The following is a 22920-nucleotide window of genomic DNA, read 5'->3' on the forward strand; positions in this document are numbered from 1 at the left end:
GGATTATGTCTGCTACAAAAATCAAGGCAAGTATATACTCTGGTCTAAAATGGAATACTCTTAGCGTATTTGCGACACGCAGCACTGACTTCCTGGTAAAGCTCATTTTAGCTCGACTACTTTTACCTGATGCCTATGGCATAGTGGGGATGGCGATGGTGATCATTGGTTTCCTGCAGGTCGTCTCAGACATGGGCCTGTTTAACGCGCTCGTACAGAAAAAAGAAGACGAGTTAACCATTGTTCGCTATTCCAGCGCTTTCTGGTTTTTGCTTTTCTTAGCTGCCACCTTTGTTGTTTGCTTCTTTCTATTCCTCTCTCCACTAGGGGCTTCTTTTTACAACGAGCCTCAGTTGATACCTATATTAAATGCTTTAAGTTTCCATTTATTCTTCAACATTCTATCAATCATTCCAAGAGTTATCCTGACGAAGAGGTTGGATTTTAAAAACTTGGTAAGAATAACCATCACAGGCACGGCTGTCAGCTCAGTTATTTCCATTATTCTGGCTTCTATAGGTTTTGGTGTATGGAGTTTAGTAGCTAAATCACTTCTGGGTTCCAGTATAATTTTCATATCTTACTGGATGAGTGTTGGTTGGAGGCCCAAGTTCATATTTAATGGAAGTACGCTGACCGATCTGGCTGGCTATAGCACTTATACACAGATCAATGCCATTTTATACTTCTTTAGAAATCACGTAGACTTTTTGATTGTAGGTAAGTTATTAAGTGCCCACATGTTAGGGGTGTACACTTTGGCCTTCACGCTATCGGAAACACTTAGAGGTCAGTTGTATTCTGTATTCAATAAGGTTTTTTTCCCAGTATACAGTAAAATACAAGACAATAGAGAGCAGATAAAACACTATTACCTCAAAGTAATGACACTTACAGCAACAGTAACTTTTCCTGTTTCCATTCTACTTATTGGTTTAGCTGAGGAAATTATTCTGCTTCTGTTTGGCAATAAGTGGGTAGAGGCTGCAGCCCCACTGCGCATCCTTTCTGTAGCTTCCATGATTTTTGCAATATCTGGTACGCCGGCAGAGGTCCTCAAGGGCATAGGCAAGCCTTCTATTAGTTTTTATTTAAACGTCTTAAACACCTTTTTTGTAGCGCTACCGCTTATGTACTTGGGATTGAAGCATTTTGGTTTAGAAGGCGTGGCCTATGCCGTCTGTGTTCATTACACTACATCCCGTCTAACTTTCCATTATTACATGAAGAAATACATTTACATAACTGATAGAGAGGTTCTAATAGCTTTAAGGAGGCCAGTTTTAGCTGCTCTCTCCATGCTTGGCGTTATATATGCTATCACATGGCTAGACCTCTCTTTATTATTCACTTTGATTGTTGGAGGAGGAGCAGGCTGCATTGCTTACTTGTTGTTTTTTATCAATCATCTGAAGCATGGGCTCAAGCTGATACAGAAGGTATAAATTCTATGTTAAAACTAAAGTACAGCTTGCCCCACTTACATTCTTTCGTCTTTCATTTTGGGCAAAGGACCTATAAGATTTTTATGCATGCAGGCAGCTCTTTTAGAAAAGTCGAACTTAGAGGCAACCGAAGTGCCCTCCAAAATGAATTTTGGCTGGGCCATGTTATTGAAGTAACACCAAAGCCTTTTTGTTTAGAAATGGTGAGGGGCACTTCTATAACTCCATGTGATAATGGAGTGGTAGCAAGTTTGTTAGAAGCAAAACTAGAACATACCCTAACTTATCCTAATACTCAGGCTAACGAGGCATATGATTTCAAGTACCTCAAAAAGCTAGAAAATTATGGCTTAAACCGGGGGCTCTTAGATCAGGCAGAGACTATACTTAGCACCTTCTCTCTTCCAGTTACCAGTGCACACGGTGATTTGCACCTCGGTAATATAATACGTGTTGGCCGTGAAATAAAAATTATCGATTGGAGTATGTTTTCCAGTAAAGGAAGCTTTGTGACTGATTATATACATTTCTACAACTACCAATATGCAGAAAAAGCAAAGACAAGCTGGACGCAGACAATCGTAGAGGAGCATGATTACTTGCGTGACCTGGGGCTTCGGCTTACACTACACCCAAACTATCTACGACTGGCATATGCGTTAAGCAGAATCTCTGGAGCGACTGCTCAGTGGAAGCACTTAAAGCAGGTCCCTGACCTGGAGATCACCAAATATAACTTTGTTTTAAACCATATTTTTAAAACCCTGACTACAAATGCCATTATTTAGCGTTATAATACCCTTGTATAATAAGGAGAAGTACATATCTGAGACACTCTCTTCCGTCTTGAACCAAAATATGCACAACTTCGAAATAATTGTAGTTGATGATGGTTCTACTGATGAAAGCTTGAGTGTAGTAAACTCATTTAGCGACCCCAGGCTCTCTATTTACACGAAAAAGAATGGGGGCGTCTCTGAAGCGCGGAACTATGGCATATCAAAATCACAAGGCAAATTTATTGCCTTGCTTGATGCAGATGATAAATGGGAGCCAGGTTTTTTGCAAGAGATGAGCTATATCATAGAAAAGTACCCTAGCTGTGGACTCTATGCTTCTGCCTTCAAAAAACTTAAAAAACATAAAGTCATTCTTAATGGGTACATGATTCCTGAGGGTATTATAGAAAATTTCTTTGAGATAAAGTTTAAATACTTAATACCGTGCTCCTCAGCAGTTGTAGTTCCTAAAGAGGTATTTGATGAAGTGGGGGGGTTCCCCATAGGAATGGTAGGAGGCGAAGACGATTACACTTGGTCAAGTATTGCATTAAAATACAATATAGCGTATACACCTAAAGTACTCGTACTGTATAACGAGTTATACTCTTCCTATATATCTAGATTGGGGAAAATGGACACTTGCAAAGAGTCATGGTTTGATCTTTATGATGAAGCAAATGGCTCCTTTTATAGGAACGAATACATCGCTAGAAAAGCTTTATATGCTGGTATAAGATACGCCTATCACCCTAATCAGCAGCAAAGTATAGAAATTGAAAAACTAACTCGTTTTACAGTTCTATCAAAAAGGCTGTGGTGGGACCTTTACCTTTTAAACCGGCTCCCCTATGTCAGTATCTCTTTACTGAGACTAATCATACCAAAGTACAGAAAGTTTAAACATATGGTTTATAAACTCAGCTCAGATACGCGAGCCAATCTCCTGCAGCTTTGGTAAGTCCAAACAATAAAGATCTCCATTAATGGTCAAATACTATAAATTTCTAGAAGTATGAATTATTTTTTTCTGCTACTAGAGATCTTCATTTACGTTTATGGTCTCTACATCTTCAGAAAGAAAAAGGAATTGGCGTTTTTATACTTGCCAGTCATTTTCTTTGCCTTCTCAGCTGTTACACCAGTGTTGCCTGTAAACGTTTTTTATGGATTTGTTACGATGCTTATTTTATACATTCTTAAGAAAAAGTATTCCCTCTTAAATGAAAATATTTTTTCGGTGATCATTTTCCTTTACTTTATCATTCTGCTTTTTCAGGCTAGCTCAACCATCAAGCTAGGGCTGGTATATGCCGTACTTCTTTTTTTTATATCCCTCCCTCTCATCAACTGCATCTACAAAGAACATACTCGTAGCACCATTGTAAACGAATTGACAAATGCAGCTATTCTTATTCTGGTCATATTCATAGCCAATGTGATATTTGCTTCGCTTACAAAGTATTCAGAATCCATGTATGGAATAAGCAAGGGTGTTCTATATGGTAATCTAACTGCTACAGACTTCAATGTCATGGGGATTGCACTATTTGTTGTCCTTTTTAGTATTCTAAAAAAATATAATCTTTATCTAGTAGTCATATATGTAATCACAATGGCTCTTATGATGCTGACACTACGACGGTCAGCCATGCTCGTCAGCATATTGGGTATTCCCTTCGCTATACTTGCTACACTGAATCAGCATACAATAAGGAAGGTTGCTCTTTCTGTGGTGCTCTTCTCATTTTTAGGTGCTGCTGTTTATTTAAATACTGAATTTGCCTCTGTTTTTCAGGAAAGGTATGAGTTAAGGAACCTTGAAGATAGAGCTCTGGAAGAAGAGAAGCGTTTTTTCGAATACGATATTCTGTACCAGGATATGTTTGTCTTGAAGGACTATAGTCCCTGGTTTGGATACCAGTTGTTCAATAGTGCTGGCAACTATGGAAGGGGGATATATGATGATAGAACGCTTCATGCAGACTTAACTAGCATTGCCCACTCCAGCGGCCTAGTAGGTGTCGCTCTCTACATACTGATGTTGTTTACTTCATTCTCCAAAGCCTTGAAAGCCAGCAGAACCAAAGCGGACTATCTTAGAGTCTTGTATTGTTTTATTGTATTTGTCCTCTTTACGATAACCGGGCGGTATACCCAGGTAGAGGCTATGCTACTTTTGTTCCTTGTTTCTAACCTTTGTCTGGCCAAAGAAGAACAGACTCAGGTAGAAGCAAATGTTGCAGAAAGAGCTACTTCAGTACTCGCCTAACAAAGTAATCTAAGGCAGATAAGTCCAAGAGTTCATCGCAGTTTATACATTACCATATTACTTTATTATGTCTGAAAAGCACAAAATCCGTGTACTCGTATTGATTGGAAGTTTGCGCTCAGGAGGTAAAGAAAGGAGGCTAATCGAGTTGCTTAGCTATCTGAAGGACAGAGGTAATTATGAGTTAATGGTTGCTGTTACAAGGGACATAGTGCATTATCCCAGTTTTTATGAATTAGGTATTCCCTACATAGTCATAAAGAAAAGGTGGAAAAAAAATGACATCTCAGTGTTCTACCAGTTTTATAAAATTTGTCAAAGTTTTAACCCGCACCTGGTCCATACCTGGGGCCGTATACAAACCTTTTATTCTCTCCCTGCCATAATTGGACTTGGTATACCTTTAGTTAACAGCCAGATAACAGCTGCTCCTCCAAAGTCAGAACACAAAGGTTTGCTTCGGGTGATTGATCAAATCAACTTTTGTTTTTCCAAATTCATTCTCTCAAATTCCAAGGCGGGGATTGAATCTTATGCTCCACCCTCTCAAAAGTGCCGCGTCATTTATAATGGCATCAATATGGAGCGATTTATGAATTTACCCAGTGTAAAAGATGTAAAGTCCAAATATGGTATTACCACTCCATATACTATAATAATGTCTGCCTCATTTTCTCCGAATAAAGATTATGACATGTTTTTCCAGGTTGCGAAAAGAGTGACTTACCTAAGGAATGACATCACGTTTATTGGTGTGGGTGCATGTCATAATGAGCTTAAATTCAAAGAGCTTTTAGAATTAAACAACAACAATCCCAGAATCTTATTCCCTGGAAGAATAGATGACGTGGAGGCTTTAGTGAATGCGTGCGACATCGGCCTGCTATTCTCCAACAAGTCAGTCCATGGAGAGGGCATTTCGAATTCTATTATGGAATACATGGCACTTGCTAAACCTGTTATCGCTAATGATGCCGGAGGTACATGCGAAATACTACAACATAATATAAATGGCTACCTCATTCAAGATGAGACTGCGGAAATGATTGCTGACTTGGTTGTTGCGTTAATCGATGAAGAGCCAACGCGTCGGAGTTTTGGGGAAGCAAGCCTTAAAATCATTAATGATGCTTTTTCCCTTAACAGTATGGGGGAAAACTTTGAACAACTATACCAGAAGGCCATAGTAGAGCCTATGGTCGATGCCGCTTACCCCATACTACCTCAAATAAGCTGAAGAATTAGTATTTCTCTGATAAACACTTATCTCATATAACTTAAGCGCGATACAGTTAAAACGATAGATCGCGTCTACTTCTGTTGCTGTATTATTCCAACATAACATTATTCATCCAAATTTTATGAAAGTAAAAGACCAAAACTATTATACCAGGAGGATGCAAACTCAATTAGGTATAATCAGAGATCTGGGGTATACACTGGATCAACAATCTGTAGTCCTTGACCTGGGTTGCGGAAACGGAAATATTGTCAAGGAATATAGAAGCCAAGGTTATCAGGCTTATGGATGTGATTTCAGTTTTAAAGACGGGCCCTACGTATCTGAGATGCAGAAACTAGGTATCATTAGGCAAATTGATAGCAGTAGCTACACCCTTCCTTTTGATGATAGTAGTGTTGACTTTGTGATAAGTGATCAGGTATTTGAGCACGTAAGGGACTACCCTACTACCCTCCAGGAGGTGCATCGGGTTCTAAAGCCGGGAGGCGTCAGCCTCCATTTTTTCCCTTCCAGGTATGTTTTGATTGAGCCACACGTTCATATCCCTTTCGCCTCAGTGATACAAAACTACTACTGGCTAAAATTATGGGCTCTACTAGGTATGAGAACCAAAGAACAGCGGGGCTTATCGGCAAAGGAAACAGCAGATCGGAACTATGAATACCTGAACAATCAGACGATCTATTTGTCAAAATCTGAAATTACAAGTCATTGCGCAAAATACTTTGGCACCATCAGATTCTGCGAAGACATTTTCATCAAATATATCCAGCGAGCGCCCATGTTGTATAAACTATCAAAGATAGCGCCTTTCCTCCCAATGCTTTACAGCACACTTCGCACCCGGGTATTATTTTTCAGCAAGTAACGGGCTCACCTGTCCTTTCAAAAAATTAAACTGCTCTCGATGTGGATCGCATCTACCTGATAAAGAATCCAAGTATTTGGATGATAGATGAACTTGTTGTCTTCTCACGGCATATTCACTTTTCTGTGATATTGCTCAGAAAACCCAGTGCCTATTATGACAAGAGGATAAAGCAACTAAAAGATAATGGCATAGAGGTCATATATGAGCCATTTAACAGATGGGTAAGTCTAAAAAAGTTACTGTTTAGCTTAGTGTTTATTATAAATAATATGCCAGGGTTCTTATCAAGGTATAGCTTTATTGTAGGCCTTAAAAGTATCTGGTGGTTTTTGAAAATAGACGATAAGTATTTTCAAAAACCAGTTAGTATACATGCCCAATTTGCAACGCAACCAGCACTTATAGGGCTGCTTCTAAGCCAGTATTATTCCCGAGGCCAGGTAAGATACTTCTTTACCTTTCATGCATACGATATATTTTTTAATAACCGGTGGTTTGTAAAATTGGTTAACAACTCAGAGAAATGTTTTACCATCTCCCGTTACAATATTGATTATGTGCTGACCAGGTATAAGAAAATAGACGCGGCCAAGTTAGAGATCGCCAGGCTCGGTGCTTTCTCAAATTATTCTAATAAAACCAAAAAGCCTCCTTCCAAAATATACCACCTGGGTTTCATAAGCTGGTTCGTAGAAAAGAAGGGAATTAGGTTCTTGCTAGAAGCAATGAAGATCATCTACAGTAGGAACAAAAACATTAAACTGGTTCTTGCAGGAGACGGACCGCTGAGAAAAGAAATAGAAAAGTTTATTGCAGCAAATAATCTCCATGATGCAATCACCTACATTGGCAGCCTGAATCTCGAAGAAAAAAGCATTTTTTTCTCTTCTATCGATGCTCTCGTACTGCCCGCCATTACTCTTCCTAATGATCAGGATGGTATACCCGTGGTCCTTATGGAGGCGCTATCGTACGGCTTACCGATCATTTCTACAAACATTTCGGGGATTCCAGAAATTTGCATCAACAATTTCAACGGTTTTCTGATTCCTGAAAAGAATGTTATCGCACTTGTAGAAGCCATCTCTTCATTGTACAATGACAGAAATGCGAGAGAAAGGTTTTCAGTTAATTCTCTCCAATTATTCAATGATTACCGCATTGAAGATAATAGCTACTTAAAGCTGAAAAAATTGAACTGGATAACATAAGGACAGTGCTCCAACTACTTTATCAATTTCCATTTGAAATATTCCCCTTGGCTTTACTAGCCCATATACTATTGAGTTAATTGCCTTAATGTTACGTGCACTACTTGCTATAAATCAGTCTATCATGAAAATACTTTTTGACATAAAACATCCTGCTCAATTGAATTTATTTAAAGGACTTTCACAAGAACTTGCGGCGGAAGGATGGGATGTCACAGTATGCTACCTTCAGAGAGGGAAGCTCCCGAAAATAATTAAATCAGAGTATGCTGGATTAAATACAATTGCAGTGGGAAGCAGTAAAGGCACAAAATGGTCTATTTTGTGGGATGGAAATATCAAGCGAACACTGGTGTTTTTAGATTTAATTAGAAAAAACAAATATAATATTTGCGTAGCTGCCAGTAGCATACCTCTGGCAATGGCGTGCAAGCTATTAAACGTACCAGTTATCCAATTTTATGACGATCCTGAGAGAGGCAAAATAGGAAGCCTGAATGCCATGTTCTCTAATCAGTTGTTCTTTCCTCCTATTGTTGAGAAAAACAAAAAGACTTCCACTTTTAACTGCCTTAAAGAATGGAGCTACCTTAGCCCAACCAGATTCAAACCGAGCATAGACATACTTAACAAGTTCAATCTTGAACCTCACCAGTATATCTTTATCAGAGAGGTAAGTAACAAGTCTTTTAACTACTATAATCAAGAGGATGCAATTGTTTGCAGCCTTAGCCGAGAAATAGACCCAAATGCTAAAGTAATTCTATCATTAGAGGATAAAAGTATAGCCCATAAATTTCCATCGCACTGGACAATACTGGAGGAACCCGTTGGTGATATCCACTCCCTTATTTACTATTCCAAGTTAGTAGTATCATCCGGTGACAGCATGGCCAGAGAAGGAGCCATGCTAGGGGTGCCGAGTGTGTATTGCGGTATACGGCACATGAAGGCCAACAATATGCTGATGGACCTCGGTCTTCTAGCCCATCTGCCAGCTACTGAAGCTGTACCGTTTATTAATAGTCATATCCAAAGAAAGTTTGACGAGACTGAGCAGAAGGATACACGTGCAAGGCTTGCTGCAAATTGGGATGATATGGTAGCATTTATGAAAGAACAGATACATATCTATAAATACTAATTTTATGGTTATTTCAATTTTTGGCCTTGGCTACGTAGGCTGTGTTAGTTTAGGCTGTTTGGCAAAAAACGGACACCAGGTAATTGGTGTGGATGTCAGTTCTTTTAAAGTGGATCTCATTAATAGGGGTATCCCTACTATTCTTGAAAAAGACATCGATACAATTATCAAGGATGGGTATAACAGAGGTAAAATATCAGCCACTTTGTGCGCTGATGAAGCTGTACAAAACTCAGAAGTAAGCATAATCTGTGTCGGCACCCCCTCATCCCCCCATGGGCATTTAAATCTTTCTTACATTTATAAGACTGCAGAGCAAATCGGAGAAGCTTTAAAAGCAAAAGAGGAGTTTCATACTGTGGTAATAAGGAGTACAGTCTTGCCTGGCACCAACCAGAAATTTGGAGAAATCATGGAAGAAGTATCAGGCAAGCAGAGAGGTGTTCACTTCTCCGTAGTTTCTAATCCTGAGTTCCTGCGCGAAGGCTCAGCTGTTAAAGACTACTATCATCCATCTGTAACTGTAATTGGAGGTGACCACAAACAAGCGATCGAAAAAGTGGCTTCACTTTATAGTTGCATACAGGCACCTATCGAGATCACAGAAATAAAAATTGCTGAAGTCATCAAATATGTCAATAACTCTTTTCACGCCTTAAAAATTGCTTTTGCAAATGAAGTGGGCAACGTATGTAAAGCGCTCTCCATTGATTCTCACAAAGTAATGGGTCTATTTTGTCAGGACACGCACCTCAATATCTCATCTGCGTATTTCAAGCCTGGCTTTGCCTACGGAGGCTCCTGTCTACCAAAGGATTTAAGAGGATTTGTTACCTTAGGTCATGACAATTACATCAGCACCCCAATATTAGGAGTTATTGACTCCTCCAATGAGCATCAAAAGAGAGTGGCCTTCGAAATGATTGCGAAGACAGCCAAGCGAAAGATTTGCTTTATTGGCCTTAGCTTTAAGGAAGGCACAGATGATCTGAGGTATAGCCCCTCAGTGGATCTCGCCGAAACCTTGATAGGCAAGGGATACAACATCACCATTTATGACGAAAATGTACGTTTATCTAAGTTAATCGGTGCTAATAAAGCATTCATAAATGAGCGTCTGCCCCATTTGTCTGAACTGATTGTAAATGACCTTGAAACAGCTATAAAACAAAATGATGTAATTGTGGTTAACCATAGAAACTTTGACGCTGCACCGTACCATGAGTTACTCATGGACAAACACGCTGTGATAGATTTGGTCAGAGTCAAGGAACTTGAGCTACTTCCGAATTACAATGGTCTCTGCTGGTAAATCAATACTACATAATCAGTATCAAAAGTATCTTATATATTCCCTCACTTTCACATCTATTGGCTGGCACTTTGCTTTAATAAGATCAACCAAATAAAAGAGGAGTACAAGCAGCAATATTGATGCAATTTGTACTCCTCTTTTATTTTGACCAAAGCAAACCGGCCTCCTGATTGGGAGGCCGGTTTGTTTTGGTTGGTGAAGAATAATGGTAAACTTTAGAAAGCAGCCTTATGTGCCTTCCTACTTAGTACCGTCCTATAAATTATCTTCAAATCCAACATAAGTGACCAGTTCTCCATATACCAAAGATCATGAAGCGTTCGCTGTATTTTCTGCTCCTCAGTTTCTGTGGGGCCCCTCCAGCCGTTCACCTGTGCCCAACCTGTTATGCCAGGCTTAAAATAATGCCTGATCATATACTTAGCCACGCTCGCCTGCAGTTGCTGATTGAGGTAACTTCTGTGTGGTCTTGGGCCCACCACACTCATATCACCAAGTAATACATTCATAAATTGGGGCAGCTCATCTAAGCTATACTTTCTTAATATCCGGCCTATACCAGTTACCCTCGGGTCGTTTTTCTGAGTTGACATGGTGCCGCCAGAAATAGGGTCATTCTCCCGCATACTTCTAAACTTGAAGACTTTGAAAGGTCTTCCTCCTTTTCCGATTCGTACAGGACTATAAAATACAGGGCCTGGAGAGTCCAACTTTATTAGAATAGCTAACAGTAGGAAGATTGGTGAAAGCGCAATAAGCGCCATGCTGGCGAAAACCTTGTCAAAACAATTTTTTAGTATAAATGAAGATGTTTCGTCTAAGGGTAGTTGTCTTACGTTTACTACATCTATTTCTCCATAGCGGGTCATTTTATAATTTTCCCCTAACAGGCCTCTATAGTCTGGTATATACTTCACTCGTATACCATGATAGTCTGCAGCATCTATTATATTTTTCACCTTCTTAGAGACCTTAACCGGAAGAGCTATTACAATTTCATCCACTGTATGCTGGCTGAGGTATTCGTTGATATGTGCCAGATCGCCTACCACTCTTTCCTGTCCAACTGCGCATTCTTCCTTCTTGCACTTTATAAATCCTTTGATTTCATGCTCTGATTTATAAAAATCCTTTAGGTTCTTCTCAACGTCCCCAGCTTGATGCCCAATACCAGCTACCAGCGTATATTTAGTTCTGTCAGCCCCGTTTCTAACTTTATTAACCATACCAGAAATAAAAAAATTAATCGGAATACCTAGTACAGGGAACCCTAACATTACGGCAGCAACTAAATTCTTGGTTTGTAAAGAGAAGGGAAAAGACCAGTAAAATAAGAATACTAAGCCCAGTAAGGTTATGTATACCTTAATGTAATTTATAATACGTAAATTTAACTCATGATTAATGTTAGCATCATACAACCTCATCCAATAGCTAACTATTGTCCAAAACAACATTAATACCATTAATGCTCCCCATGTTAGCTCTGAGGGCTCTCTGTCTGAGAAAAAGTAAATGGCACCAAAAGAGATAAGAATGAATGTCGCTATATCCCCTCCAAGATATATTATAGGAAAATTCTGATTTGGCTTAATCATGGTATTCTTTAAAATAACTGGTTCACGGATTCCATTATCTCAACACTCACAGCCCCAGGGAACTAATGCCAATTTTAGCAGGGCATCGAAGCAACCTTAGTCTAGCATGTGAGCAGTACAAAGTCATATGTCGAATATTAAATTGAGAGTCACTTGTTTAGTCGAATCAACATTTACTCATATCAAGAGTAATGTTCAACAACACTTAAAGGAAGAGTAACTTATTTTTAATCATGGATTAGGGTACTGGTGTACAGTGCTCTTCAACTTTGATCTGAGTGAGGTGTGTAAATCTATGTCATAACCTTCTTCTTTTTATAATTAAACTAATTTTAAAATTATGCATACTTTCAACAAGTATAAAGTTCAGCTTATAAGCATAAAAAACAGTATTATTCATGATTGACTATATTATACTCAATCCATATTAATTATACTTTATTTAAGAAATAAAGGTGCTATTTTCACAGTTTTATTAGGGAATAGCTATAAAATAAGGGTGAATAGGTTACTGCTTTTTAAGCGTCTAAGTACAAACCGGGGTCAAATGAGATTTTGCAATTATTCTATTTAGGCTAACGCATTTACAATTAGAGAGATAGACTCCGACAATTAGCTTTTGGTCTTGTCAATTCAATAAAAATTTATATCTACTGATAAAAAAGCACTTCCTTTTTACCCCCTTCATTAATAGATCTATCTACACCGGAAACATTACCACTATGCTCCAAGAACATCATATCTGCCAAGGTAGCTTTTTCATTACCCATCTTGACGTTGTCAAAGTAGAGCACGCGCTTCTTGGTGTCGGTGGTCAGGTTGTCGTTCCACTTCCACTTGTAGATGCCCAGCTTCCACTGCGGCGAGCGGGCCGAGGAGAGTGGGTACATGTTGGCCCCAACCCGGTTGAGGATCTTCTTGCCGTTGAGCCACACCTCGATTAGGCCATCTGAACTAGAGGAATGCTTGATGTGAAAGGCGAACTGGTTCCAGGCGTTCTTACCCACCGGGCCCAGGTCGATCTTCTCGCTCTTGCCCGTGCCCGTGGCCTTGGACTGGAGCACCAGCAGGTAGCGATCATCTCTGATCTCCAGAGCGATTGAGGGGCTCATGCCCCCGCCTTGGTGCCACTGGTTTATTGCTTCGGTGTAGGAATCCTTGACGTAGTCGGCTGAAGGGAAGAAAACCGAGAAGCCGTACCACCTGTTCAGGTTCGACTGCACGGGGAAGAGCACCTCGGAGCGCGTACCCCCGCTCTGGATCGGGTCAGAGTCGCGCAGCTCGAAGCGGCCCGACTTGGAGCCGGCGGCGACAGGGCTGCCGGCAACGGTGAAAGCGTGGCTCGGCCCGAACTGCTGGTGCACACCGGACCAAATAGATCCACCTTCGAATGTCTCATTGAAAAGCAAGTTATTAGAACACACTAAATATTCTTCATAGTGCTCCATCTCTGACTCAATAGGACAAGTCACTTCTAATTGTTCTCTTTGGTCTAAAAGAGCACTTAATATTAAGTATATGATTATTGATAACCTCAACTTTAATGAGTGATAGCTAGTGCAATATTATGTAATATACAACCTTGCAGATCCAAAGTTGGATTTAATACCTACTTATTAATATAGATTATGTTATAAATTATATTACTTATATACATACGAGATATCTTTAATACGGATTTAGGATTTTATTATAGAATATTAGAAAAACTAAATTCATAGCTTTCACAGCATTAATTATACTGGATATAGCTGTCCATGAACCTAGAAATGCGAATCCTTGATGTTAACTCATATAAGGTGGTGACCAACAGACCAAATATGAGGGCATAAAAAAAGCAGCTAATATTAGCTGCTTTTTTTATGCGTGTATATAATAGTGTGGGGGTTTAATTTACACCCATCACCTTAGTGATTATGCATTAATTATTCTTACTTGATGGTAAAGCTTAGCGTTGATGCCGCACTAGCTACTCCACCTGAGCTTGGAGTTACTTTCAGGTTATAGCTGCCTGCTGCAGCTGGAAGTTCCCACTTACCGAAGTAGTAGTTGCCACTGCCGTCGTCACCTTGTACTGCGAATGGGAATTGGTTATCTACTTTAGTACGCGTCTGTGCACCAGTTAACTCGAACAACACACTGCTTACACCTGAAGCCGTATTGGCACGGATGTTAAACTTACGCACACCACGCGAAGTCAGGTCAAGTGTAGCACCATTGGTAACAGTCATCACATCTTTTTCAGAAGAAGCATCAACTAAAGTATAGCTGATAGCACTGTCAGAAGTACCGGTCGATGGAACCGTTGTAGTTGGTTCTGGTGCGGGTGCTGTTGCAACTGGCTCAGTTGGTTCAGTTACTGTTTCAACCGGAGTTGGTACAGTAGAGGTAGATCCGGAGGTGATATCTGCCAAGGTAGCTTTTTCATTACCCATCTTGACGTTGTCAAAGTAGAGCACGCGCTTCTTGGTGTCGGTGGTCAGGTTGTCGTTCCACTTCCACTTGTAGATGCCCAGCTTCCACTGCGGCGAGCGGGCCGAGGAGAGTGGGTACATGTTGGCCCCAACCCGGTTGAGGATCTTCTTGCCGTTGAGCCACACCTCGATTAGGCCATCTGAACTAGAGGAATGCTTGATGTGAAAGGCGAACTGGTTCCAGGCGTTCTTACCCACCGGGCCCAGGTCGATCTTCTCGCTCTTGCCCGTGCCCGTGGCCTTGGACTGGAGCACCAGCAGGTAGCGATCATCTCTGATCTCCAGAGCGATTGAGGGGCTCATGCCCCCGCCTTGGTGCCACTGGTTTATTGCTTCGGTGTAGGAATCCTTGACGTAGTCGGCTGAAGGGAAGAAAACCGAGAAGCCGTACCACCTGTTCAGGTTCGACTGCACGGGGAAGAGCACCTCGGAGCGCGTACCCCCGCTCTGGATCGGGTCAGAGTCGCGCAGCTCGAAGCGGCCCGACTTGGAGCCGGCGGCGACAGGGCTGCCGGCAACGGTGAAAGCGTGGCTCGGCCCGAACTGCTGGTGCACACCGGACCAAATAGATCCACCTTCGAATGTCTCATTGAAAAGCAAGTTATTAGAAGTAGCATTCTGCGTTATCTCAGCGCTCATTGTCGCATCTGGCGAGATTTCTTCTAATTCATTTTTATCGCATGAAAAGGCTATTGCTCCTGCCATTACAGGCAAGAGTAGGTTACGAAATTTAAAATTCATTTTGTTTTGGCTAAAGTTGAAATTTTAATTTTACTAAAGTTGATTCTAGATTAAATTGTACTAACTTATTAAACTCTCCCTACTGCAATTTCTTTTATCTTTATATTATCTTAGAAAACAACTCATTGCAATAGGACTTTATCTAATTAATAAACAGCCTAAAAGTATTTTCATATGAGTCTATTTTGTTTAAAGTTTAACATTCTACGGTAGCTAATCAGCATACATTAACATTGTGATACAATTGCACATTTTAGCTGCATGACCTCCACAAATGTAAGAGACTTCTGATCAGAAATAAAAGCTAGAGCTACCTCTTACTACATATTTCTTTATTATTTCATATTTAAAATAGTAACCGCTTAATTTGTAGTTGTTTTTCAAGGGTTAACTCCCTAGAATGGCTAAGGTCAGCTAAGCGAATCATTTGTATTTTTACTATCTCAAAAGCACATACAACCCCTGCCCCAGTTCACTTTTTTATTATATATATTTAGAACTATATAAACCATAATTACTGATCCAGCAATATAAACTTAAATTGGAAGCATGCTATAAACGGCATGGTCCCTACTTTAGAAGCAGCATTCTAATATCCAAGCTTATATTTCTTTTGAAAATCAGTACTCTGGGTACAAAGATAATCCCCAAAGAAATAATAGATTCCTAAAAGCATAATTTACAAGAAGATCTAGCTAAATGGCTGAACCTGTTATGCTTATAAGTTGGCTAGATTATTTTAATATCAGATACTTTTTATATATTTTGGGAAGTCCCTCAAGTGACTTCCCAAAATATATCACAAAATCATAAAATTTTTTATTGAAATTCTTCATATTACGTATAACTCTTAACAGAGGAAACTTGGGAGCTACTTAAGGATGATAACTCCTTTCTGCTTACTATAATTTATCCCCGCTAGCATATCTGTAAAATTCTTAAGGAAGCTAGGGTTGAAACTAAAGAGCTGGCAAATGGCCAATGTACAGTTTAAACAGTTTCTTAGCATGAATAAAAGTCCAAGGTTTCACATCCAGAAATTTCAATTATATAAAAAAGGATTTTAATAAGAAGATGAGACAAGGTATATCAGTTGTGGTATGTACTTATAATGGAGCTGCACTCCTCCCTGAGACAATACGCCATATAGCTTGCCAGCACGTGCGTCCTAATATAAATTGGGAATTTATTGTCATAGATAATGCTTCGTCTGACAATACGGCTAATGTAGCAATCAATGAGTGGGGAAAGCACCGAAGCCGTACTCGCTTTTCTCTTTTCCATCAACCAAGACTTGGGCTAACTTATGCTCGCCAAATGGCAATGGAAGAGTCCTTATATGACTTTGTTCTCTTTTGCGATGATGACAATTGGTTATGCCCTGAATACATTAATTTGGCCTACGATTTGATGGTCCAAAATCCATTTATTGGGGTACTGGGTGGCAACGGCATACTTGAATATGGACCTGATACGCCATTATGGGCAATAGGGCATGGTTCGTTTGCAAATGGCCCACAAGCTGAAACATCAGGCCAAGTGAAGCACAATGTAGTCTATGGAGCTGGTTTCGTATTACGAAAAACAGCTTACCAAAAGATACACAAAGCTGGTTTTGAACCAATGCTTACCGACCGATTGGGTAATCATCTCAGCGCAGGAGGGGATATTGAACTCTGCTATGCAATAGCTCTAGCCGGTTATGACATTTGGTATGATGAGGGTCTAAAATTCAAACACTATATTCCTAAAAACCGGATTACCTGGGATTACTGTGAACGCTTCTTTACGGAAGGGGCGCAGAGCTTCGACGCATTAATTCCCTACCGGGTGCGTGTAAATAAGGGAAGTAGGAATATGGCGTCTTTTAATTTTCAGATTTTTAAAATCTTTATAGTGCATGTTCAAAGGCTATTCCCGTTACTTCTACAAAAAATCAATACTCCTGCCGAGTCAGATCAGGCAAAATTGGTTACTATAAAGCTAATTGCCTTAAAAGCTAAAATCCTCAGCTTTAAAAAGTATGGAGCGATGAAAAAGAATTTTATAAAAATTTTGGAGTTTGAAAAACACATACAGATTACCTCCCATAAAGAAATAAATAAAAGGCCAATTAAAAATAGCAGGCCAGATAGCGCTTCTGTAAGCTCAATTCTATAATTCCTATATCCTCATAGTTTTACTTTAAAGCTTATCACTCATTTTAACTCTGAAAGTACGTTTTTATAAAATTTACATAAATTATGTAACAATTTTATGGATTTTACATATATAACAATATATAATGTTTACAAGTTTAAATTTAACTGTATCCACAACTTCTCAATAGGGTTAGCATGCAGTAATTCTTCGTTTACCTTCAAATGGGTTGGTGTATTTTATACATGATCTCCCAAGTAAAAGAGGTATAGTTTAATGCTTTCACATTTTGTTATCCGACCCTCATTAGTTCTCTACAATATGCTAAGAACATTTACCCTTATTTTTTGCTGTATTATAACGCTAAATTCAGTAGCCCAGGGCACCCAAGGTTTTACTTCCATAGCCAATCTTACTCCGGTAAGGGTATCGAGTAATACTGAAGAGAAACCACAATCCAAAGTATGGAAATATGCTTGCACCTACTGGACTGTGCTACCTGACTCAACTGGAACTCATGTATGGCGCTTGGATGGCACTAGTTGGACTAAAGCTTTGACAATATCAACCAGAACTAGTGGCAAAGCTGATTGCAAAGTAGTTGATGATGTTGTGCATATATTTTTATTCAGGGGCGGTACAACTTCCGAACTGGTATCAGTGGAATACGACCCAGATTTAAACACTTATACACCTTGGTCTAAAAGAACCTCTTCATCACCTATACAAAGGTTGCGAGGGACTGCAACGATCGATATTGACAGTAAGGGCAGGATGTGGCTGGCTTCAACTGAGCTCAATGATGTAAATAAAATAAATGTTTGGTGGAGTGATTATCCCTATTCTAAGTGGAGCTCGCCAATTACGCTTGCAACGGGCATCGACGCCGATGATATTGGCTGTGTAATCGCCATGCCTGGCAAAATAGGTGTTTTCTGGTCAAATCAAAACACGAGGGAGTTCGGCTTCAAGACCCATGCTGACGGGGACGAACCCACTAAATGGTCAGAAGATGAGGTGCCTGCCTCCCAATCAGCCCTTAACATAGGGGCTGGAATGGCGGATGACCACATTAACGTGGCAATTGCTAAAGACGGCACCTTGTACTGTGCTGTTAAAACTAACTACGACAAGAAAAATCACCCAAAAATTGCATTGCTAGTACGACGCCCATCTGGAGCTTGGGATGACCTACACGGAATTTCTGAAACAGGAACCAGGCCTATGGTTATCCTTAATGAAGAGCTCGGTAATATTAAGGTATTTTATACCTCAATAGAGGGTGGTGGAAATATTCTGTATAATGAGTCTAGGATTGATAATATCTTATTCGGGCCAAAAATCACTTTATTGGACGGTACATATAATGACGTCTCGAGTAGTAAAGAGAATTACAATACAGATATCGTAATTTTAGCTTCAAACGAAACGCATGTAACTGGTGTACTCCTTTCAAATAATAGGGGTTCATTACATATTGCATGTGCAGATGATATAGGTAGAACCTTTGGTGCTTACCCTAACCCATTCTCAGAAAAAACAACTTTACATTTCACTCTTACAAGGGGAGGAGAATATGAAATTACAATGTATGATACGAAGGGCTCCCATATAGCTATAATCGATCAAGGTAAAGCAGTGGCCTATGAGCTTAATACAATTCAAATTGGTGGCAATTGGCTGCCCCGAGGACTTTACCTAATCAAATTGCAAGCACCTGGAGTCACTAGGTCATTAAAATTGGTACTTGAAAGGTAATGGCATCAATCTCATCAGCTAATCAGGATTTAACTTTATTTGTAAAGATCTGCTTGGATTTCGAAAATTTGCTTGCAATTAGTAACGGCTCGCCAAATAAAACAGGTATGTTTCGACTAGACCAGAATGAACGATGTTTGGTTGCAAGGCACATAGTGTTACTATAGGACAAGAAAATGGCCCTTAACTAAGAAGCCAACCTCCTACATTATTATTTCACTCCTACATTATTATTTCATAGGCAACATATTTACAAATACAGATTTAGCCTGTACAAGTTTTACAGTATATGATGGTTTATGAAATAGAATACTAGCTTCATAGCATTGTAATACCCTTGCTCTTCTCTAGGGAAACATGTCATTTTCCTAACGATTCTTCTGTTTCTTGTTCTCATACAAAGGCTCGCCCATTCAATGTTCCTGGTGTAAACCTCAGTTCCAGGCCAGCGCCTCATTTGTTTCTGGTGCATAAGCATTGAAGAACCACCGCGTGCGCCATATTCACTCTTTTCCTGATGGAGGCATTTTGTCAATTTGAACCTGCCTACAGCACTGTTGCCAGAAATTGACCTGCAGGCTGCCAGCCTTCTGACCCAGCTACCGACGCATTGTCTGTCGGTACATGGCCGTCACCTGCTCACTGTCGGGTGTGTCGGAGTTGCTAATCAACATCCGAAGCACCAGCCGCCTGGTCTGAGGGCGGCAGTTGGTCATCTAGTAAGTATTCTCGAATTGCTTGTCGCAGTCCCGAGACATGAAGTTCTGTTATTCTATTTAAAGCTATTGCTACTCAAGACAAGATGTCGCCAACCTATCTGTAAAGCTTTATAATAAGATACAATTATAAGTATTCTATACATTCGCTTGGCAAAGAGTTATAAACCTTAGCCTCACGGGCTGCTACTCACCTTTATTTTAAAACCCGTCTACATTATATTAAATGCTATTAGCCAAATTTCGGCACCTCCCACCCAACATATCACAAGCATAATCTTATACTAAGTTATAACATTAATTATAACTAAAAATAAATAAGTGCAAATAATCAAATCCCTATAATCTGCATTCAAGTAGACTAAAATGAATTTATGATCGCTAACTATCCCACCTAACGAATCGAACTTATGATTAAAAAATATACCTTATTCATTATAAGTTGCTTAGTAGTAGCTTCTAATTTGTCCGCACAGCAAGTGGGCGCCGGATTCTCTTCTATAACCAATCTTAACTCAGAGCCTACTTCTACTACAACCGGCGAAAAGCCCCAATCAAAACCGTGGCAGTACGACGGAAAGTGGTGGGCTGTGTTTCCAAACTCCGGAGGCACTTTTCTTTGGAGACTTGATGGCGCTAATTGGACAAATGTACTTAAGCTCTCATCGCGAACAACATCCAAAGCCGATTGTAAAGTTGCTGGCAACATTACGCACATACTTTTATACCAGGGAGCCTCCTCTCAAATGGCCTCTGTCGAGTACGATGCTTCTCTAGGCACCTACAAGCTTTGGTCCAGGAGAACCTCCACAGTAGGGCTTACGCTCGACAAGGGTGTGGAAACCTCAACAATAGATATAGACAGCAGAGGCAGAATGTGGCTGGCATCAGCCGGCGTGAGCGACATTAATGTACGCTGGAGTGATCCGCCTTATTCAAATTGGAGTGCTCCCGTTACAATAGCTACAGGAGTAACCGATGACGACATCTGTGCAGTGATAACGCTACCTGGAAAAATTGGAGTATTCTGGTCAAACCAAAATACCAGACGCTTCGGATTTAAAACCCATGATGACGGAGCAGATCCCGCTGATTGGGCATCGGATGAAGTGCCTGCTTCCCAGTCTTCTCTCAATGTAGGCAATGGAATGGCTGATGACCATATAAACATGGCTGTTGCTGGTGACGGCACGTTATACTGTGCCATTAAAACTGAATATGGAACCAGGGGTTACCCCCAGATCGCGCTGCTTGTACGTCGGCCTTCCGGCAGTTGGGATAATCTATATGGTGTATCAGAAAGCGGAACAAGGCCTATCGTCATTCTTAATGAGCAACTTAACCGAATAAAAGTGATTTATATTGCCAGTGATAGTGGTGGTGATATACTTTATAAGGAGTCTGCAGCATTGAACATCAGCTTTGGTTCGCAGCTTACTCTACTTAAAGGGAGCTACAACAATCCAACGAGCAGTAAGGATAATTATAGTAGCGACGTTGTCGTACTGGCTTCCAGTGGCACACATGTGGTTGGGGTGTTAGCAACTGATGGCACAACCTCACCAAGTCAGTATACCTTAGCCGTTTCGTCTTCGAGCGGGGGCACAGTGACGAGGAGCCCGGACCAGGCGAGCTACGCGCCCGGCAGCACCGTCACGCTGACGGCCAGCCCGCAGGCGGGCTTCCAGTTCGCCGGCTGGTCGGGCGACGCCTCGGGCACCGCGAACCCGCTCACCCTGACCATGGACCGCAGCAAATCGGTGACGGCCACCTTCACGGCCACCACCAGCCAGCAGCAGGTGGTCAGCTTCACGCTCGTCAACGCCAGCAACGAGCAGGACCACTTCCAACTCGCGGACGGGGCAGTGATCGTGCTCTCTGAGCTCTCAAGCACCAAGCTCAACATCCGGGCCAACACCTCGCCTGGGGCGGTGGGCAGCGTCAAGCTCGAGCTGAGCGGTACCCAGTCCCGCACCTATACTGACAACGCCCCCCCCTACGCCCTGCAGGGCGACAACGGATCGGGCAACTACTACTACGGCACCTGGGGGCCGCCGCCCGCCGGCACCTACACCTTGAAGGCAACCCCTTACACCGGCAGCAAGGCCTCCGGAACACCGGGCACCCCAATGACAATCACCTTTACAGTAACCAAGGACGGGGGCACGCCGACTACTCAGTACAGCCTGAGCACGGGCACGGTGGGCGGGGGCACAGTGACGAGGAGCCCGGACCAGGCGAGCTACGCGCCCGGCAGCACCGTCACGCTGACGGCCAGCCCGCAGGCGGGCTTCCAGTTCGCCGGCTGGTCGGGCGACGCCTCGGGCACCGCGAACCCGCTCACCCTGACCATGGACCGCAGCAAATCGGTGACGGCCACCTTCACGGCCACCACCAGCCAGCAGCAGGTGGTCAGCTTCACGCTCGTCAACGCCAGCAACGAGCAGGACCACTTCCAACTCGCGGACGGGGCAGTGATCGTGCTCTCTGAGCTCTCAAGCACCAAGCTCAACATCCGGGCCAACACCTCGCCTGGGGCGGTGGGCAGCGTCAAGCTCGAGCTGAGCGGTACCCAGTCCCGCACCTATACTGACAACGCCCCCCCCTACGCCCTGCAGGGCGACAACGGATCGGGCAACTACTACTACGGCACCTGGGGGCCGCCGCCCGCCGGCACCTACACCTTGAAGGCAACCCCTTACACCGGCAGCAAGGCCTCCGGAACACCGGGCGAGCCGCTCATAATAACATTTCAAATTATATCTTCAAGCTTTGCAGAAAGTTCTTCGCTTAGCCTAGCGAAGGTCGAGCTTCAGACTGATGTGTTGAGGGCATATCCAAATCCATTCACTCAGAAAACAACGCTTAACTTCACACTCCAAGAAGGAGGAGATTATTCCGTCGATTTATTTGACGCCAAGGGGATGCTGTTGGGCCGCTTACGAGAAGTAAGCTCTGTTGCAGGTGAATTAAACAGGCTTGAAGTAGATGGCACCCATCTTCCTAAAGGGTTATATTTTATAAAATTGCAAAGTAACAGCACTACAAAAACACTCAAGCTTATACTAGATAAGTAATTATTGTAAACACATAAGGCGTGAGGGCAGCTGTACAACTGCCCTCACGTTATTATTATAGAGGTATTTAATAAATGATTCACGCTTTTTTTCTATCGCTATTGAGTTGATTTCGTCTGTTTAAATTCTCATCTCCC

15 protein-coding genes are annotated in these 22920 nt (G+C 41.5%); 12 read left to right on the top strand and 3 right to left on the bottom strand.

What is annotated here, in order from left to right; translation table 11 throughout:
- Nucleotides 1-5 precede the first annotated feature (5 nt).
- The 9 genes from AC4QZR_RS07570 (at nt 6) to AC4QZR_RS07610 (ending at nt 10277) form a co-directional block, all read left to right on the top strand.
- Complete coding sequence (locus tag AC4QZR_RS07570) at nt 6-1445, top strand: lipopolysaccharide biosynthesis protein (protein WP_494480352.1); 1440 nt, start codon at nt 6-8, stop codon at nt 1443-1445.
- Nucleotides 1446-1450: 5 nt separating this feature from the next.
- Complete coding sequence (locus tag AC4QZR_RS07575) at nt 1451-2233, top strand: hypothetical protein (protein WP_494480353.1); 783 nt, start codon at nt 1451-1453, stop codon at nt 2231-2233.
- Entirely contained in the window at nt 2220-3185 is a 966-nt protein-coding gene (locus AC4QZR_RS07580; RefSeq protein WP_494480354.1) for a glycosyltransferase family 2 protein, read from the top strand. The genes AC4QZR_RS07575 and AC4QZR_RS07580 overlap by 14 nt, the downstream gene beginning before the upstream one ends.
- A gap of 54 nt (nt 3186-3239) precedes the next feature.
- Complete coding sequence (locus tag AC4QZR_RS07585) at nt 3240-4496, top strand: O-antigen ligase family protein (RefSeq protein ID WP_494480355.1); 1257 nt, start codon at nt 3240-3242, stop codon at nt 4494-4496.
- A gap of 67 nt (nt 4497-4563) precedes the next feature.
- Entirely contained in the window at nt 4564-5733 is a 1170-nt protein-coding gene (locus AC4QZR_RS07590) for a glycosyltransferase family 4 protein (protein ID WP_494480356.1), read from the top strand.
- 124 nt (nt 5734-5857) lie between these two features.
- Complete coding sequence (locus AC4QZR_RS07595; protein ID WP_494480357.1) at nt 5858-6607, top strand: class I SAM-dependent methyltransferase; 750 nt, start codon at nt 5858-5860, stop codon at nt 6605-6607.
- Nucleotides 6608-6648: 41 nt separating this feature from the next.
- Nucleotides 6649-7821 carry a glycosyltransferase gene (locus tag AC4QZR_RS07600; protein WP_494480358.1) on the top strand — a complete coding sequence of 391 codons (1173 nt, stop codon included), beginning with the start codon at nt 6649-6651 and terminating at the stop codon, nt 7819-7821.
- 124 nt (nt 7822-7945) lie between these two features.
- Nucleotides 7946-8965 carry a DUF354 domain-containing protein gene (locus AC4QZR_RS07605; RefSeq protein WP_494480359.1) on the top strand — a complete coding sequence of 340 codons (1020 nt, stop codon included), beginning with the start codon at nt 7946-7948 and terminating at the stop codon, nt 8963-8965.
- Between the two features lie 4 nt (nt 8966-8969).
- Nucleotides 8970-10277: a nucleotide sugar dehydrogenase gene (locus AC4QZR_RS07610; RefSeq protein WP_494480360.1), complete on the top strand. Its 1308-nt coding sequence runs from the start codon at nt 8970-8972 to the stop codon at nt 10275-10277.
- A gap of 218 nt (nt 10278-10495) precedes the next feature.
- On the opposite strand, the gene AC4QZR_RS07615 is transcribed toward AC4QZR_RS07610, so the two are convergent.
- The 3 genes from AC4QZR_RS07615 to AC4QZR_RS07625 all read right to left on the bottom strand — a co-directional run bounded on the left by AC4QZR_RS07615 (nt 10496) and on the right by AC4QZR_RS07625 (nt 15093).
- Complete coding sequence (locus AC4QZR_RS07615; protein WP_494480361.1) at nt 10496-11878, bottom strand: undecaprenyl-phosphate glucose phosphotransferase; 1383 nt, start codon at nt 11876-11878, stop codon at nt 10496-10498.
- Between the two features lie 650 nt (nt 11879-12528).
- On the bottom strand, nt 12529-13326 hold the full coding sequence (locus tag AC4QZR_RS07620) for a polysaccharide lyase family 20 protein (protein ID WP_494480362.1): 798 nt from the start codon (nt 13324-13326) through the stop codon (nt 12529-12531).
- Nucleotides 13327-13809: 483 nt separating this feature from the next.
- Complete coding sequence (locus tag AC4QZR_RS07625) at nt 13810-15093, bottom strand: polysaccharide lyase family 20 protein (RefSeq protein WP_494480363.1); 1284 nt, start codon at nt 15091-15093, stop codon at nt 13810-13812.
- Nucleotides 15094-16167: 1074 nt separating this feature from the next.
- On the opposite strand from AC4QZR_RS07625, the gene AC4QZR_RS07630 reads away from it, so the two are divergent.
- The 3 genes from AC4QZR_RS07630 to AC4QZR_RS07640 all read left to right on the top strand — a co-directional run bounded on the left by AC4QZR_RS07630 (nt 16168) and on the right by AC4QZR_RS07640 (nt 22783).
- The gene (locus AC4QZR_RS07630; RefSeq protein WP_494480364.1) at nt 16168-17253 is read left to right on the top strand and encodes a glycosyltransferase; all 1086 of its coding nucleotides are present in this window, start codon (nt 16168-16170) and stop codon (nt 17251-17253) included.
- Nucleotides 17254-17787: 534 nt separating this feature from the next.
- On the top strand, nt 17788-18990 hold the full coding sequence (locus AC4QZR_RS07635) for a T9SS type A sorting domain-containing protein (protein WP_494480365.1): 1203 nt from the start codon (nt 17788-17790) through the stop codon (nt 18988-18990).
- Between the two features lie 1126 nt (nt 18991-20116).
- Nucleotides 20117-22783, top strand: a complete 2667-nt coding sequence (locus AC4QZR_RS07640) for an InlB B-repeat-containing protein (RefSeq protein ID WP_494480366.1) — start codon at nt 20117-20119, stop codon at nt 22781-22783.
- Nucleotides 22784-22920: the final 137 nt, after the last annotated feature.

The organism is Pontibacter sp. YIM B11418, assembly GCF_059278805.1.

Excerpts from the sequence above, each read along its gene's own strand:
- AC4QZR_RS07570 (WP_494480352.1), top strand. The coding sequence starts at position 6 with ATGTCTGCTACAAAAATCAAGGCAAGTATATACTCTGGTCTAAAATGG.
- AC4QZR_RS07575 (WP_494480353.1), top strand. The coding sequence starts at position 1,451 with ATGTTAAAACTAAAGTACAGCTTGCCCCACTTACATTCTTTCGTCTTT.
- AC4QZR_RS07580 (WP_494480354.1), top strand. The coding sequence starts at position 2,220 with ATGCCATTATTTAGCGTTATAATACCCTTGTATAATAAGGAGAAGTAC.
- AC4QZR_RS07585 (WP_494480355.1), top strand. The coding sequence starts at position 3,240 with ATGAATTATTTTTTTCTGCTACTAGAGATCTTCATTTACGTTTATGGT.
- AC4QZR_RS07590 (WP_494480356.1), top strand. The coding sequence starts at position 4,564 with ATGTCTGAAAAGCACAAAATCCGTGTACTCGTATTGATTGGAAGTTTG.
- AC4QZR_RS07595 (WP_494480357.1), top strand. The coding sequence starts at position 5,858 with ATGAAAGTAAAAGACCAAAACTATTATACCAGGAGGATGCAAACTCAA.
- AC4QZR_RS07605 (WP_494480359.1), top strand. The coding sequence starts at position 7,946 with ATGAAAATACTTTTTGACATAAAACATCCTGCTCAATTGAATTTATTT.
- AC4QZR_RS07610 (WP_494480360.1), top strand. The coding sequence starts at position 8,970 with ATGGTTATTTCAATTTTTGGCCTTGGCTACGTAGGCTGTGTTAGTTTA.
- AC4QZR_RS07615 (WP_494480361.1), bottom strand. The coding sequence starts at position 11,878 with ATGATTAAGCCAAATCAGAATTTTCCTATAATATATCTTGGAGGGGAT.
- AC4QZR_RS07620 (WP_494480362.1), bottom strand. The coding sequence starts at position 13,326 with ATGGAGCACTATGAAGAATATTTAGTGTGTTCTAATAACTTGCTTTTC.
- AC4QZR_RS07625 (WP_494480363.1), bottom strand. The coding sequence starts at position 15,093 with ATGAATTTTAAATTTCGTAACCTACTCTTGCCTGTAATGGCAGGAGCA.
- AC4QZR_RS07630 (WP_494480364.1), top strand. The coding sequence starts at position 16,168 with ATGAGACAAGGTATATCAGTTGTGGTATGTACTTATAATGGAGCTGCA.
- AC4QZR_RS07640 (WP_494480366.1), top strand. The coding sequence starts at position 20,117 with ATGATTAAAAAATATACCTTATTCATTATAAGTTGCTTAGTAGTAGCT.